15 protein-coding genes are annotated in these 14,284 nt (G+C 69.5%); 13 read left to right on the forward strand and 2 right to left on the reverse strand.

Annotated features, from left to right (window positions below; all coding sequences use genetic code 11):
• Window position 1 precedes the first annotated feature (1 nt).
• Window positions 2-1,312, reverse strand: a complete 1,311-nt coding sequence (gene hslU / locus ABIE65_RS24530) for an ATP-dependent protease ATPase subunit HslU (protein WP_354081421.1) — start codon at window positions 1,310-1,312, stop codon at window positions 2-4.
• Window positions 1,309-1,866, reverse strand: coding sequence for an ATP-dependent protease subunit HslV (gene hslV / locus ABIE65_RS24535; RefSeq protein ID WP_354081422.1), 558 nt, complete (start codon window positions 1,864-1,866; stop codon window positions 1,309-1,311). The genes hslU and hslV overlap by 4 nt, the downstream gene beginning before the upstream one ends.
• 226 nt (window positions 1,867-2,092) lie before the next feature.
• On the opposite strand from hslV, the gene hisB reads away from it, so the two are divergent.
• The 13 genes from hisB (at window position 2,093) to glmM (ending at window position 14,270) form a co-directional block, all read left to right on the forward strand.
• Window positions 2,093-2,686, forward strand: coding sequence for an imidazoleglycerol-phosphate dehydratase HisB (gene hisB / locus ABIE65_RS24540; protein WP_354081423.1), 594 nt, complete (start codon window positions 2,093-2,095; stop codon window positions 2,684-2,686).
• A gap of 13 nt (window positions 2,687-2,699) precedes the next feature.
• Window positions 2,700-3,089 (forward strand): DUF2628 domain-containing protein, encoded by a 390-nt coding sequence (locus tag ABIE65_RS24545; RefSeq protein ID WP_354081424.1) that lies wholly within the window; start codon window positions 2,700-2,702, stop codon window positions 3,087-3,089.
• A complete protein-coding gene (gene hisH / locus ABIE65_RS24550) occupies window positions 3,086-3,727 on the forward strand; it encodes an imidazole glycerol phosphate synthase subunit HisH (protein WP_354081425.1) in 642 nt (213 codons plus the stop codon). Before ABIE65_RS24545 ends, hisH begins: the two co-directional genes overlap by 4 nt.
• A 7-nt stretch (window positions 3,728-3,734) precedes the next feature.
• The gene (locus tag ABIE65_RS24555) at window positions 3,735-4,280 is read left to right on the forward strand and encodes a GNAT family N-acetyltransferase (RefSeq protein ID WP_354081426.1); all 546 of its coding nucleotides are present in this window, start codon (window positions 3,735-3,737) and stop codon (window positions 4,278-4,280) included.
• A complete protein-coding gene (gene hisA, locus ABIE65_RS24560; RefSeq protein WP_354081427.1) occupies window positions 4,277-5,008 on the forward strand; it encodes a 1-(5-phosphoribosyl)-5-[(5-phosphoribosylamino)methylideneamino]imidazole-4-carboxamide isomerase in 732 nt (243 codons plus the stop codon). Before ABIE65_RS24555 ends, hisA begins: the two co-directional genes overlap by 4 nt.
• Window positions 5,009-5,012: 4 nt before the next feature.
• Window positions 5,013-5,786, forward strand: a complete 774-nt coding sequence (hisF, locus tag ABIE65_RS24565; protein ID WP_354081428.1) for an imidazole glycerol phosphate synthase subunit HisF — start codon at window positions 5,013-5,015, stop codon at window positions 5,784-5,786.
• Window positions 5,779-6,123, forward strand: a complete 345-nt coding sequence (locus ABIE65_RS24570) for a phosphoribosyl-ATP diphosphatase (RefSeq protein WP_354081429.1) — start codon at window positions 5,779-5,781, stop codon at window positions 6,121-6,123. Before hisF ends, ABIE65_RS24570 begins: the two co-directional genes overlap by 8 nt.
• Window positions 6,124-6,201: 78 nt before the next feature.
• Window positions 6,202-7,443, forward strand: coding sequence for an NAD(P)/FAD-dependent oxidoreductase (locus ABIE65_RS24575; RefSeq protein WP_354081430.1), 1,242 nt, complete (start codon window positions 6,202-6,204; stop codon window positions 7,441-7,443).
• A gap of 111 nt (window positions 7,444-7,554) precedes the next feature.
• Window positions 7,555-8,388, forward strand: coding sequence for a tol-pal system protein YbgF (ybgF, locus tag ABIE65_RS24580; RefSeq protein WP_354081431.1), 834 nt, complete (start codon window positions 7,555-7,557; stop codon window positions 8,386-8,388).
• A gap of 16 nt (window positions 8,389-8,404) precedes the next feature.
• A complete protein-coding gene (gene tilS / locus ABIE65_RS24585; protein ID WP_354081432.1) occupies window positions 8,405-9,721 on the forward strand; it encodes a tRNA lysidine(34) synthetase TilS in 1,317 nt (438 codons plus the stop codon).
• A 95-nt stretch (window positions 9,722-9,816) separates the two neighbouring features.
• Complete coding sequence (gene ftsH / locus ABIE65_RS24590; RefSeq protein ID WP_354081433.1) at window positions 9,817-11,745, forward strand: ATP-dependent zinc metalloprotease FtsH; 1,929 nt, start codon at window positions 9,817-9,819, stop codon at window positions 11,743-11,745.
• A 323-nt stretch (window positions 11,746-12,068) separates the two neighbouring features.
• Complete coding sequence (gene folP, locus ABIE65_RS24595) at window positions 12,069-12,866, forward strand: dihydropteroate synthase (protein ID WP_354081434.1); 798 nt, start codon at window positions 12,069-12,071, stop codon at window positions 12,864-12,866.
• Between the two features lie 63 nt (window positions 12,867-12,929).
• Window positions 12,930-14,270: a phosphoglucosamine mutase gene (gene glmM, locus ABIE65_RS24600; RefSeq protein ID WP_354081435.1), complete on the forward strand. Its 1,341-nt coding sequence runs from the start codon at window positions 12,930-12,932 to the stop codon at window positions 14,268-14,270.
• Window positions 14,271-14,284 lie beyond the last annotated feature (14 nt).

Raw genomic sequence — 14,284 nt, forward strand, 5'->3', positions numbered from 1 at the left:
GCTAGAGGATGAACTTGGAGAGGTCGGCGTTCTTCGCGAGGCTGCCGACCTTCTCCCGCACATAGGCGGCGTCGATCGTCACGGACTCGCCGCCGCGGTCGGAGGCGGTGAAGCTGATTTCCTCGAGCAGCCGCTCCAGCACCGTGTGCAGGCGCCGCGCGCCGATGTTCTCGACCGACGTGTTGATGTCGGCGGCGAGCTCGGCGAGCGTGTCGACCGCATCGTCGGTGAAATCCAGCACCATCCCCTCGGTGCCCATCAGCGCCTTGTACTGCTTGACGAGACTCGCCTCGGGCTCGGTCAGGATGCGCACGAAGTCTTCGCGGTTCAGCGGCGACAGCTCGACCCGGATCGGCAGCCGGCCCTGCAGTTCCGGCAGCAGGTCCGAAGGCTTCGCCAGGTGGAACGCGCCGGAGGCGATGAAGAGCACGTGGTCTGTCTTCACCGGGCCGTGCTTGGTGGCGACGGTCGTGCCCTCGATCAGCGGCAGCAGGTCGCGCTGCACGCCCTCGCGCGACACGTCGGCGCCGCTGCGGTCGCTGCGCGCACAGATCTTGTCGACCTCGTCGAGGAAGACGATGCCGTGCTGCTCGACCAGCTCGATCGCCTCGCGCGTCACGGCGTCCTGGTCCAGGAGCTTGTCGCTCTCCTCGGCGATCAGCGGCTCGTGCGCGTCGACGACCATCATCTTGCGCTTGCGGGTGCGGCCGCCGAACGCCTTGCCCAGCATGTCGCCCAGGTTGACCATGCCCATCTGGCCGCCCGGCATGCCCGGGATGTCCATGGTCGGCATCTGCATGCCGGAATTGTCCTGCATCTCCAACTCGATCTCGCGCTTGTCGAGGTCGCCGTTGCGCAGCATCACCCGGAATTTCTGCCGCGTGTCGGGGCTGGCGGTCTTGCCGACAAGGGCGTCGATCACCCGCTCCTCGGCGGCGAGCTGCGCCTTCGCCTGCACTTCCTTGCGCAGGCGCTCGCGCGTCATGCCGATCGAGATCTCGATCAGGTCGCGGACGATCGATTCGACGTCGCGGCCGACATAGCCGACCTCGGTGAACTTGGTCGCCTCGACCTTGATGAACGGCGCCTGCGCCAGCTTCGCCAGGCGACGGGCGATCTCGGTCTTGCCGCAGCCGGTCGGGCCGATCATCAGGATGTTCTTCGGCAGGACCTCCTCGCGCAGGCCTTCCGGCAGCTGCTGCCGGCGCCAGCGGTTGCGCAGGGCGATCGCGACGGCACGCTTGGCGTCGTGCTGGCCGACGATGAAGCGGTCGAGTTCGGAGACGATCTCGCGGGGGCTGAAGGAGGTCAAGTCGACGATTCCAGGCTCTCGATGACGATGTTGCCGTTCGTGTAGACGCAGATGTCGGCGGCGATGCCGAGCGCGCGCCGGGCGATCTGCTCGGCGTCGAAGCCGTCGACCGGCAGCAGCGCGCGCGCCGCGGCGAGGGCGAAGGATCCGCCGGAGCCGATGCCGATCAAGCCGTCCTCCGGCTCCAGCACGTCGCCCGTGCCGGTGAGCACCAGCGAAACCTGGGAGTCGGCGACGGCCATCATCGCCTCCAGCCGGCGCAGATAGCGGTCGGTGCGCCAGTCCTTGGCGAGTTCGACGCAGGCGCGAGCCAACTGGCCGCGGTGCTGCTCCAGCTTGCCTTCCAGGCGCTCGAAGAGGGCGAATGCGTCCGCCGTGGCACCGGCGAAGCCCGCGACGACGTGTCCGTCGCCCAGGCGCCGCACCTTACGTGCGTTCGACTTGATCACGGTCTGGCCCAGGCTCACCTGTCCGTCGCCGGCGATGACGACGCGTCCCGCCTTGCGCACGCAGAGGATGGTGGTGCCGTGCCAGACTGGGGTGGTCTCGCTCATCTATGCTGGTCCGTCGCTCGGCTGAAACCGCCGGTTCCGGAGGCGAACTGTCCGGCGGCGGGCCGTCCGGATGTGGGGGCGGGCGCCCCCGGATCAAGGGCGGGGGGTGAGGGGCAGGGGATCGGCCGGGTGCCCGGCTGCCACCCCGGGGGCCGGCGCCGTATTGCTGGCCATGCCCTGCCGCCCTTGCTACAAGTCGCGCTCGCGAAACGGGGGAGCAGGTCGCATGCGTGAGGCGAGCGTCGAGCGCATCACGAAGGAGACGAAGATCAGGGTCCGCGTCGACCTCGACGGCACCGGTGCGTGCCGCGTCGCGACCGGGATCGGTTTCCTCGACCACATGCTCGAGCAGCTCGGCAAGCACGGCATGATCGACCTCGATGTCGCGGCCGAGGGCGACCTGCACATCGACTGTCACCACACGACCGAGGACACCGGCATCGCCATCGGGCAGGCGGTGGCGAAGGCGCTCGGCAACCGCGCCGGCATCCGGCGCTACGGCATGTCCTACCTGCCGATGGACGAGGCGCTGACGCGCGTCGCCATCGACCTGTCGAACCGCGCCTATCTCGTCTGGAAGGTTGATTTTCCGACGCAGCAGCTTGGCCAGATGGATACCGAGCTGTTCCGCGAGTTCTTCCAGGCCTTCGCTCAGAATGCCGGCGCCACGCTGCACGTCGAGAACCTCTATGGCGGCAACAGCCACCATATCGTGGAAACCTGCTTCAAGGGTCTGGCACGGGCGCTGCGCCAGGCGGTCGAGATCGACGAGCGCGCCGCGGGCGCGGTGCCGTCCACCAAGGGCACGCTGAGCGAATGATGACGGTCCGCCGATGAAGATGCGGATGTGGACGACCCACCTGCACGATGCCGGCCTCTATTCGGGGCCGGAGGTCCTGGTGGTGAAGGACGGCTTCTGCTGGCCGGCGTTCTTCCTGACTTTCGTCTGGGCGCTGTGGCACCGGATGTGGCTGACCGCCGTGCTGCTTCTGGCGGGTTCCCTGGCCGTCGGCGCCGGCGGGGAACTGGCGGGGTTGTCCCAGACCGCGCAGGCGGCGCTCGGGCTCGGCTTCTCGATCTTCATCGGCACCAGTGCCAACGACTGGCGCCGTGCATCGCTGCGCCGCCGGGGCTGGGACGACGGATCCTCGGTCGTCGCCGCCAACCGCGAGGCTGCCGAATGGCGCCTCTTCCAGCATGACGAGGGCATGGTACTGCGATGACGGTCGCGATCGTCGACTACGGTTCCGGCAACCTTCGATCCGCCGCCAAGGCCTTCGAGCGTGCCGCGGCCGAGAGCGGGAAGGGCGAGCGCATCCTTGTCACCAGTTCGGCGGCCGAGATCGCTGCGGCCGACCGCGTGGTCCTGCCGGGCGTCGGTGCCTTCGGCGACTGCATGGCCGGCCTCTCCGCGCTTCCCGGCATGCTGGAGGCGCTCGACGACGCGGTGATCCGCGGCGGCCGCCCCTTCCTCGGCATCTGCGTCGGCATGCAGCTGATGGCCGAGCGCGGCGTCGAGCACGGGGTGCATCGCGGGCTCGGCTGGATCGCCGGTGCCGTCGAGGCGATCGAGCCGGCGGGCGGCCTGAAGGTGCCGCACATGGGCTGGAACGAACTGCAGATCGATGCGCCCGCCCATCCGATCTTTTCGGGGATCGAGACCGGGGCGCATTTCTATTTCGTGCATTCCTATGCGCTGCGCTGCACGGATCCGGCCCAATGTCTGGCGACCGTCTCGTATGGCGGCTCGATCGCCGCGGTGGTCGGCCGCGACAACATGGCCGGCACGCAGTTCCATCCCGAGAAGAGCCAGGCGAACGGCCTGCGCCTTCTGGCCAATTTCCTAGCCTGGCGTCCGTGAAGACCGCATGCGCAAGCCCAAGGCGTTCGTCGAGCGCGTAACAGAGCTATCCGACATCGACCTGCACGATCTGTGCGAGGCGACCGACGTGGCGATCATCGACGGCGGCGGCTTCGGCTGGCTGAAGCCGCCGCCGCGCCGAACGCTGGAGGCGTATTGGCGCGGCGTCCTGCTGGTACCGGAGCGGGAGCTGTTCGTCGCGCGCCTCGACGGCGTCGCCTGCGGTTCGGCGCAGCTGGTGAAGTCGCCGCGCAACAATGAGGCGCAACGCTATCTGGCGCACATGCAGAGCGAGTTCGTCGCCCCCTGGGCACGCGGCCACGGTCTGGCGCGAATGCTGGTCGAGGCCGTCGAGGCGCGCGCGCGGGCCGAAGGGCTCCGCACGCTCAACCTGGACGTGCGCGAGACCCAGGTGGCAGCCATAAAGCTTTACGAATCGCTCGGCTTCACCCATTGGGGAACGCATCCGCATTACGCCCGCGTGCGGGGGCAGGACGTGGCGGGGCTTTTCTTCTACAAGGAACTCAGCCGCCGCCGAGAAGCCGAATCATGATCCTGTTTCCCGCCATCGACCTGAAGGACGGTAAGTGCGTCCGCCTGCTCCGTGGTGACATGGGGCAGGTCACCGTGTTCAACGAGGACCCTGCGGCGCAGGCGATGACCTTCGCCGCGCAGGGTTTCGAATGGCTCCACCTGGTCGACCTGAACGGGGCGGTCGAGGGGCATCCGGTGAACGGCGACGCGGTGTCGCGCATCGTCGATGCCGTACAGATCCCGGTACAGCTCGGCGGCGGTATCCGCGACATGGCCACCGTCGAGATGTGGCTGGAGAAGGGCATCCGCCGGGTTATCCTCGGCACCATCGCGGTACGCGACCCGCAGTTCGTCCATGAGGCCTGCCGCCGGTTCCCCGACAGGATCGTCGTCAGCATCGATGCGCGCGACGGCATGGTCGCGGTCGAGGGCTGGACGCAGACGTCCAAGGTAAAGGCCCTGGACCTGGCGCTGCGCTTCGAGGATGCCGGCGTCGCGGCCATCGTCTTCACCGATATCGAACGGGACGGCGCGATGGGCGGGGTGAACACGGACGCCACCGTCGACCTCGCCTGGGCGCTCACGACGCCCGTCATCGCGTCGGGCGGCGTGTCGTCGCTGGCCGATCTCCGCCTGCTGAAGGATCAGGAGAAGGCCGGTATCGAGGGCGTGATTTCCGGCCGTGCCCTTTATGACGGCCGGATCGATCCGGTGGCCGCGCTGGCGCTGCTGCGCCAGGGGAGTTGAAGCGATGCTGAAGGTCCGGATCATCCCGTGTCTGGACGTGCATGCCGGCCGCGTCGTGAAGGGCGTGCGCTTCGTCGACCTGCGCGACGCCGGTGACCCGGTCGAGCAGGCGCGCGTCTACGACGCCGCCGGGGCCGACGAACTCTGCTTCCTCGACATCACCGCCAGCCACGAGAACCGCGACACGCTCTATGACGTGGTGCGCGGCACCGCCGAGCAGTGCTTCATGCCGCTGACCGTCGGCGGCGGCGTGCGCACCGTCGAGGACATCCGCAAGCTGCTGCTCGCCGGGGCCGACAAGGTGTCGATCAACACCGCGGCGGTCACCCGGCCGGAGTTCGTACGCGAGGGTGCGGAGAAGTTCGGCAGCCAGTGCATCGTCGTCGCCATCGACGCCAAGCAGGTGGGTCCCGGTCGCTGGGAGGTCTTCACCCACGGCGGTCGGCGCGAGACCGGCCTGGAGACGGTGGCCTGGGCGCAGCGCATGGTCGAACTCGGCGCCGGCGAGATCCTGCTGACCGCGATGGATCGTGACGGCACGCGCCAGGGCTTCGACAACGCGCTGACGCGGGCCGTCTCCGATGCGGTCCGGGTCCCGGTGATCGCGTCCGGCGGCGTCGGCAACCTCGACCATCTGGTCGACGGAGTCCGTGAGGGGCACGCCGCCGCCGTGCTCGCGGCGTCCATCTTCCATTTCGGCGAATATTCGATCGGCGAGGCGAAGGCGCACCTGCGCCAGGCCGGCATCGCCGTGCGCGAGGAGCGCGCCCATGTCTGATCCCGTCGCGCCGAAGCCGACAGCAGTGGCCGACAGTGCCGTCCTGGAGCGCCTCAGCGCGGTGATCCGCACCCGCCGGGGCGCCGACCCGGCGTCGTCGCGCACGGCCAAGCTCTTCGCCGCCGGCACCGCGAAGATCGCCCAGAAGGTGGGCGAGGAGGCTGTCGAGACGGTGATCGAGGCCATGCGTGGCGACCGCGAGCGCCTCGTCTCGGAGAGCGCCGACCTCGTCTATCACCTCCTCGTGCTGTGGGCGGACCGCGATATCGACCCCGCCGACGTCTGGGCGGAGCTTGCCCGGCGCGAAGGCGTGCCCGACCCGCGCGACCGGCGCTGAACCCGGACGGACGGGAATAGGCTTTCCTCCGCGCGCGCGCCTATTAAGCTGTCCGCTGCATCGGCGAGGGGGCGGCACATGGCGAAGCGGGTTGCGGTGATCGGTGCGGGCGTGGTGGGAATCTGCTGCGCCCTCCAACTCCGCCGCGACGGCCACGACGTGACCGTCTACGACCCCGAGGCGCCGGGCACGCAGACCTCGTTCGGCAATGCCGGCGCCATCAGCAGCCAGTCCTGCATCCCGATGTCCGGCCCCGGCATCCTGAAGAAGGTTCCAGGATGGCTGATGGACCCGCTCGGGCCGCTCGCCATCCGCATGGGCTACCTGCCGCGCGTCGCACCCTGGCTCCTGCAGTTCGTGGCGGCCGGCCGGCGCGACCGGGTGCTCGGGCAGGTGAAGGCGCTGCGCTCGCTGCATGCGCCCGCGATCGATGCGCACCGCGAACTGGCGGCGCTCGCGGGGGCGACCGGCCTGATCCAGCAGAACGGCGGGCTCTACGTCTACGAGACGGACGAGGGCTTCGCGGGTGACGCCGGCAACCGCGCGCTGATGCGCGAGCACGGCGTCGAGGTGCAGGAACTCGATGCGCACGAGCTGCGGCAGATGGAGCCGGCCCTGGCGCCGATCTTCCGCCACGGCGTCTTCCTGCCCGAGGGCGGCCATACGCTCGATCCGGGCGGGCTGGTGCAGGCCTATGCCGAGGTGCTGCGGCGCGAAGGCGGCGAGATCCGTGCCGAGCGCGTGCTCGGATTCGAGAGCTGCCCCGACGGGGTCACCGGTCTCCGGACCGATGCCGGTCTGCGGCCGGCCGACGCGGTGGTGGTCGCGGCCGGCGCCTGGTCGCACCGGCTGGCGGCGCAGATCGGCGACAAGGTGCCGCTGGAGAGTGAGCGTGGCTACCACATGGTCGTTGGCCACCAGCCGGTCCCGACCCGCCGGCCGGTCAGCTTCATCGAGCGGCGCTTCATGGCGACGACGATGAACATGGGCCTGCGCCTCGCCGGGACCGTCGAGTTTGCCGGCCTCGACGCCGCGCCCAACTGGGGCAGGGCGGACAAGCTGGTCGAGCACGCCCGCCGCGCCTTCGCGACCCTCTCGACCGAGACCACCAGCCGCTGGATGGGGCATCGTCCGTCGACGCCCGACTCGCTGCCAGTGATCGGGCGCGCCCCGGGTTCGTCGAACGTGATCTACGCCTTCGGCCACGGCCATCTCGGCCTCACCGGCTCCGCCATCACAGGCGGCATCGTGGCGGATCTGGTCGGCGGCCGGCCGCCGCGCGTCGACCCGACGCCCTTCTCGGCCGCCCGCTTCCATTGATCGCTTCGGGCGCCGCCCCTTGCCGAGCAATCGGCCTGCAACCCATCTCTGCTAGACTGCCAACGATCGCGGCCGTCGGGCCGTCCTCGCGACAGAGAGCATGAAAAGCCCATGACCCTTCGCCGATTTCACCCGGTCCTGCTGGCCGGTCTCGTGCTCGCCGCTCCGTCGATCGCCGATGCGCAGCGTTACGATCCGCGGGGAAGCGACCCCGTCGCCGGCGTCGACCCGTACCGGGAGCGGGTGGAGGTCCGCCTGAATGCCATGGAGAGCGAGCTGCGCTCGGTGACCGGCAAGGTCGAGGACATGACCTACAACGTCCGGCGGCTGCAGGATCGCCTGGACAAGCTCGTCGCCGACGTGGACTTCCGCCTCACCAGCATCGAACGCGCGCTGCGCGAGGGCGGCGGGGCGGGTGCGCCGGCTGCCGGTGGTGCGACGCCGCCCGCGGCGTCCGCGGCAGGCGGCGGCGAGCGGTCCGCCGACACGACGTTGTCGGCCGGAACGCGTTCCCCCGCGACGGAGCAGCGTCCGCAGGCGAACGTCACGCTGCCGAGCGGCTCGGCGATGGACCAGTACGCCTTCGCCCAGCAGCTCATGTCCCAGACGCGCTATGCCGAGGCGGAATCCGCGTTCAAGCAGTTCATCCAGAAGCATCCGGACGGCCAGCTCGCCGACAATGCGCGCTATTGGCTGGCGGAGACCTACTATGTGCGCCGCGAGTATCCCGAGGCGGCCAGCATGTTCCTGGAGAGCTATCAGAAGGCGCCGAGCGGCAGCAAGGCGCCGGACAATCTGCTGAAGCTCGGCCTGTCCCTCTCCGCGCTGCAGAAGAAGCAGGAGGCCTGCGTGGCGCTCGACAAGCTGCTCCGCGACCATGGGAACGCCGACAGCCGCATCCGCCAGCGTGCCGAGCAGGAGCGCAGCCAGCTCGCCTGCGGCTGATCGTCGTTCAGCAGCCGTGGCTGACGTGGAGTCGGGCAGCGCGACACCTGTCGGCGACGCGGAGTTCGGCGCCTGGATGGCGGCGCTCGGTCCGTTCGAAGCCGAGCCGCGGCTGGCGGTGGCCGTATCGGGCGGATCGGACAGCATCGCCCTGGCCGTCCTGGCCGATCGCTGGTGCCGCGCATGCGACGGCAGCGTGCTCGCCCTGACGGTCGACCACGGGCTGCGCGAGGGCGCCGCGGCGGAAGCGGCGGACGCCGGCAGAATCCTCGCCCGAGAAGGCGTGGCGCAGCATGTGCTCCGCTGGGAGGGGGCGAAGCCCGCCGCGGGCATTCAGGCGGCGGCGCGCGCCGCACGCTACCGTCTTCTGGAAGACGCCTGCGCGGCTGCCGGCATTCTGCATCTGCTGGTGGCGCACCACGCGGACGATCAGGCCGAGACGCTGCTGCTCCGCCTGGGGCATGGCAGCGGGCCGTTCGGGCTGGCGGGCATGTCGGCCATCCGCGAGCGCCGGCGGGTCAGGGTCGTTCGCCCGCTGCTGACGGCGACCCGCGCGCGACTCCGCGCCACCCTGGAAACCTCGGGCATTCCCTGGCTCGACGACCCGTCGAACCGAAACCCCGCATTCGCGCGCACGGGCGCCCGGGACCTGCTGCAGGCCGCTGCGCCGCACGCGCCGGCCGGACCGGCGCTCGCCGCATCGGCGCGCCGGCTCGGGCGGGCGCGCCAAGCGGCCGAGGGCGCGCTGGCCGGCCTGATCGCTGCGGCGGTGACGCTGCGACCCGAAGGCTACGCCTTGGTCGATGCCGCACTGTTCAGCGCAGCGCCGGCGGATGCGCGGTTGCGGCTGCTGGCGGCGGTGACCGGCGCGCTGGGCGGTGGCGACTGGCCGCCGCGCGACGAGCGCGTCGAGCGCTTCGACCATCGCATGCGCGACGCCGGCTTCCGCCAGCATACGCTGGGCGGATGTCTGGTGCGGGCGGTACGCGGCGCATTTCTCGTCTGCCGCGAGCCGGAGGTGGCGCCGACGCTGACGGTGGCCGCGGGTGAGCGTCTGCACTGGGACGGACGCTTCGACATCGCTGTGCCGGCCGGCTCGGGCGAGGGCCTGACGGTGGGGCCGTTCGGCGCCGCGCGGCGGGACCGCCGGCGTTCCCTGTTGCCGGCGAGCGTGCGCGCCGGACTGCCCGTTCTGCGCGACGTGCGGGGGATCGTCGCGGCGGCCGAGCCGCTGCGTGCCGATGAGAGCGTTGATCCCGCAGCGATTCCATCGCTGTCGGCCACCTTCCGGCCGAGGAGGCCGCTGATGGGGCCGGGTTTCGCGCTTGTTTGAGGCACGGCCGGCATTATCTTGGATTTCACGATGCCGATCGAATTGGGTCGCCTTTCGCCTGCTTGGGCCGCGACCCGTCTGCATAGGGGACTAGGTTGAACAATTTCGGCAAGAACCTGGCGCTCTGGATCATCATCGGCCTGTTGCTGATCGCGCTGTTCAACCTGTTTCAGGGGTCTTCGGGCCGGGGTCCGCAAGCGGACGTCGCCTTCTCCGATTTCCTCAGCCAGGTGGACTCGGGCCGTGTTTCCGACGTCAAGATCCAGGGCAACCAGATCACGGGCCACTATTCGGACGGCAAGGTCTTCTCGACCTACGCGCCCGACAACGCACCGGTCATCGAGCGGCTGACGAACAGCGGCGTCCGCATCACCGCCGCGCCGTCGGACGACAACGTCCCCTCGCTGTTCGGCATCCTGATCTCCTGGTTCCCGATGCTGCTCCTCATCGGCGTCTGGATCTTCTTCATGCGCCAGATGCAGTCGGGCGGCGGTCGCGCCATGGGCTTCGGCAAGTCGCGGGCACGCCTGCTGACCGAGCGCACCGGCCGCGTCACCTTCGACGACGTGGCGGGCATCGACGAGGCCAAGACCGAACTCGAGGAGATCGTCGAATATCTCCGCGACCCGCAGAAGTTCCAGCGGCTCGGCGGCCGGATCCCGAAGGGCGTGCTGCTGGTCGGCCCGCCCGGCACCGGCAAGACGCTGCTGGCGCGTGCCATCGCCGGTGAGGCGAACGTGCCCTTCTTCACGATCTCGGGCTCGGACTTCGTCGAGATGTTCGTGGGCGTCGGCGCCAGCCGCGTGCGCGACATGTTCGAGCAGGGCAAGAAGAACGCCCCCTGCATCATCTTCATCGACGAGATCGACGCTGTCGGCCGCCACCGCGGTGCGGGCCTCGGCGGCGGCAACGACGAGCGCGAGCAGACCCTCAACCAGCTGCTCGTCGAGATGGACGGCTTCGAGGCGAACGAGGGCGTCATCCTCATCGCCGCGACCAACCGCCCCGACGTCCTCGACCCGGCGCTGCTGCGGCCCGGCCGCTTCGACCGTCAGGTCGTCGTGCCGAACCCCGACATCGTCGGCCGCGAGAAGATCCTGAAGGTGCATATGCGCAAGGTGCCGCTGGCGCCCGACGTGAACGCACGGGTCATCGCCCGCGGTACGCCCGGCTTCTCCGGCGCCGACCTCGCGAACCTGATCAACGAGGCCGCACTCCTCGCCGCTCGCCGCAACAAGCGCGTCGTCACGATGCGCGAGATGGAGGACGCGAAGGACAAGGTGATGATGGGCGCCGAGCGTCGCTCCATGGTCATGAGCGACGACGAGAAGCGGCTGACGGCCTATCACGAGGGCGGCCATGCCCTGGTCATGCTCTACGTGAAGGGCCACGAGCCGCTCCACAAGGTGACCATCATCCCGCGCGGCCGCGCCCTCGGCCTCGCCATGTTCCTGCCCGAGCGCGACCGTCTCAGTCAGTCCTTCACGGAGCTGAAGGCCCTCATCGCCAGCGCTTTCGGCGGACGCGTCGCCGAGGAGCTGATCTTCGGCAAGGAGAACATCACGACGGGCGCATCGCAGGACATCAAGGTCGCGACGCACTATGCCCGCCGGATGGTCACTGAGTTCGGCTTCAGCGACAAGCTCGGTCGTCTGCGCTACGCCGACAACGAGGAGGAGGTGTTCCTCGGCCACTCGGTGGCTCAGCGCAAGAACGTTTCCGATCACACCGCTGCGCTGATCGACGAGGAGACGCGGAAGCTCGTCGAAGAAGGCGAGAACGAGGCGCGCCGCATCCTTTCGGAGCACATGGACGAACTGCATCGTCTCGCGAAGGCGCTGCTGGAGTATGAGACGCTGTCGCGCGACGATATCGACAAGATCATCCGCGGCGAGCCGATCCAGCGCCCGGATCCGGAGGAATATACCCGGTCGGAGACGCCGCCGCGCAGCTCGATCCCGACCACCGGCCGGGGCGGCGGAGAGCCGCCGGGCCTGGCACCGGAGCCGCAGCCCGGCGGGTGAGGGCGACCATGGACAGGACCGACGACCCCGCGCTCGCGCGGGGTTTTCGCCTTTTGGAGCAGGGCTGGCTGCCGCAGCCCGACGGCCTCGTGTCGGGACGCGCCGCTGCGGATCTGATCGAAGCCGGAGTCGCGCTTCCGCTTCCCGGAGGACGCTCCGCCTTCACGCTGTGTCGCCTCCATCCGCCTCCGGGCGTCGGCGCGGCGCCGGTTCCGATGCCGATCACGCAGATGTGTAGTCGGGCGCGCGACCTGCTTCCCGCCGCGTTTCGCGTCTCCGAGCGGCCCGCCTTCGCCGGGCTCGACCTGCGCCAGCCTCGGCTGATGGGCATCGTCAACGTCACGCCGGACAGCTTTTCCGACGGCGGGAGGCATTTCGCGACCGAGGCGGCCGTGGCGCACGGCCTCTCGCTGCGCGACGGCGGTGCGGACATTCTCGACGTGGGCGGCGAGTCGACGCGGCCGGGGGCCGAACCTGTTCCGGTCGAGGAGGAGTTGCGGCGGGTGGTGCCGGTGGTGCGTGCGCTCGCCGCGGCGGGCGGGGCGCGCGTGTCGATCGACACCCGTCACGCGCCCGTCATGCGCGCCGCCATCGCCGCCGGCGCCGATATCGTCAACGATGTCAGTGCGTTGGAACATGATCCCGACAGTATCGCCGCCGTCGCCGAGAGCGGTGTCGCGGTGGTGCTGATGCACATGCAGGGCGAGCCGCGCACCATGCAGGCGTCACCCCGCTACATTCATGCCCCGACAGAGGTCTACGACCGTCTCGCCCGCCGCATCGACGCCTGTACCGCCGCCGGCATCGGCCGGGACCGGATCGCGGTCGATCCGGGGATCGGTTTCGGCAAGACCCTCGACCACAATCTGGCTTTGCTGGATGCGCTGCCCATGCTGCAGGGCCTTGGCTGCGCCGTTCTGCTGGGCGTCTCGCGCAAGGGATTTCTCGGGCGCCTCGGCGGCGGGGCGGTGGCGGCGGAGCGCACGGGCGCGTCGATTGCCGCGGGGTTGCGCGGCATCACATGCGGCGCGGATATTCTGCGTGTACATGATGTGCCGGAGACCGCTCGTGCCCTCGCGGTGTGGAGCGGTCTTCATCTTCGGTTCAGGGTAGACGACTAGGCTGGTTGGTCTGGCCCGAACTGGTAGTTTACCCAGGTTTACAACAGGGAGCATATTCGGCGCATGTCCCGCGAACTTTTCGGCACCGACGGCATCCGCGGCAAGGCGAATCTCGAGCCGATGACGGCCGATACCGCCCTGCGCGTCGCGATGGCGACGGCGCTGCACTTTCGCAACGGTCATCATCAGACCGTGGTGATCGGCAAGGATACTCGGCTGTCAGGTTATCTGCTTGAGCCCGCCATGACCGCCGGGTTCGTCGGAATGGGCATGGATGTGGTGCTGGTAGGCCCGATTCCGACGCCTGCCGTCGCGATGCTCACCCGCTCGCTGCGCGCCGACCTGGGCGTCGTGATTTCGGCCTCGCACAATCCGTTCGAGGACAACGGCATCAAGCTGTTCGGCGCGGACGGCTTTAAGCTCTCTGACGAGGTCGAGCGAGAGATCGAGGGCAACCTCGAAAGGGTGGTCGAGTCGCGGGCTGCCCCCTCCCAGCTCGGCCGGGCGCGCCGCATGGACGACGCGGGAGGGCGGTATGTCGAGTTCGTGAAGTCGAGCTTCCCGCGCGGCATGCGGCTCGACGGCCTCAAGATCGTCGTCGACTGCGCCCACGGCGCCGCCTACAAGGTTGCGCCAAACGTCCTGTGGGAACTCGGTGCCGAAGTCGTCACGATCGGCGTGCAGCCGAACGGCACCAACATCAACGAGCGCTGCGGGGCCACGCACCCGGAGACGCTGGCCGAGGCCGTTCTCGCCAACTGCGCGGACGTCGGCATCGCGCTCGATGGGGATGCGGATCGCATCCAGATGGTCGACGAGAAGGGCCGCAAGATCGACGGCGACCAAGTCATGGGCCTGATCGCCGCGAGCTGGCGCGCCGACGGCCGCCTGCGCGGCGACGGCATCGTCGCGACAGTGATGTCGAACCTCGGCCTGGAGCGCCACCTGCGGTCGCTCGGCCTGCGCCTGGAGCGGACCAAGGTCGGCGACCGCTACGTCGTCGAGCGCATGCGCGAGATCGGCTGGAACGTCGGCGGCGAACAGTCTGGCCATGTGGTGCTCAGCGACTATGCGACGACGGGCGACGGCCTGACGGCCGCCCTGCAGATCCTGTCCTGCCTCGTTCAGGCGAACCGCCCGGCGAGCGAGGTGCTGCGCGTCTTCGAGCCGCTGCCGCAGATCCTGCGGAACGTGCGCATCCACGGCATGTCGCCGCTCGATCAGGCGGAAGTACGTCACGTCATGGCGGACGCCGAAGCCAGGCTCGCCAGCGGCGGCCGGCTGCTGATCCGGAAGTCCGGCACCGAGCCGCTGATCCGCGTCATGGCCGAGGGCGAGGACGAGGTTCTCGTGACGGCGGTGGTCAACGACGTTGCCGACGCCATTCAGCGCGCTGCGACCTGAACGCGCGGTCACAA

The organism is Constrictibacter sp. MBR-5, from assembly GCF_040549485.1.
In the GTDB taxonomy this organism is placed as follows: Bacteria; Pseudomonadota; Alphaproteobacteria; order JAJUGE01; family JAJUGE01; genus Constrictibacter.

Excerpts from the sequence above, each read along its gene's own strand:
- hslV (WP_354081422.1), bottom strand. The coding sequence starts at position 1,866 with ATGAGCGAGACCACCCCAGTCTGGCACGGCACCACCATCCTCTGCGTG.
- hisB (WP_354081423.1), top strand. The coding sequence starts at position 2,093 with ATGCGTGAGGCGAGCGTCGAGCGCATCACGAAGGAGACGAAGATCAGG.
- ABIE65_RS24545 (WP_354081424.1), top strand. The coding sequence starts at position 2,700 with ATGAAGATGCGGATGTGGACGACCCACCTGCACGATGCCGGCCTCTAT.
- hisH (WP_354081425.1), top strand. The coding sequence starts at position 3,086 with ATGACGGTCGCGATCGTCGACTACGGTTCCGGCAACCTTCGATCCGCC.
- ABIE65_RS24555 (WP_354081426.1), top strand. The coding sequence starts at position 3,735 with ATGCGCAAGCCCAAGGCGTTCGTCGAGCGCGTAACAGAGCTATCCGAC.
- hisA (WP_354081427.1), top strand. The coding sequence starts at position 4,277 with ATGATCCTGTTTCCCGCCATCGACCTGAAGGACGGTAAGTGCGTCCGC.
- hisF (WP_354081428.1), top strand. The coding sequence starts at position 5,013 with ATGCTGAAGGTCCGGATCATCCCGTGTCTGGACGTGCATGCCGGCCGC.
- ABIE65_RS24570 (WP_354081429.1), top strand. The coding sequence starts at position 5,779 with ATGTCTGATCCCGTCGCGCCGAAGCCGACAGCAGTGGCCGACAGTGCC.
- ABIE65_RS24575 (WP_354081430.1), top strand. The coding sequence starts at position 6,202 with ATGGCGAAGCGGGTTGCGGTGATCGGTGCGGGCGTGGTGGGAATCTGC.
- ybgF (WP_354081431.1), top strand. The coding sequence starts at position 7,555 with ATGACCCTTCGCCGATTTCACCCGGTCCTGCTGGCCGGTCTCGTGCTC.
- folP (WP_354081434.1), top strand. The coding sequence starts at position 12,069 with ATGGGCATCGTCAACGTCACGCCGGACAGCTTTTCCGACGGCGGGAGG.
- glmM (WP_354081435.1), top strand. The coding sequence starts at position 12,930 with ATGTCCCGCGAACTTTTCGGCACCGACGGCATCCGCGGCAAGGCGAAT.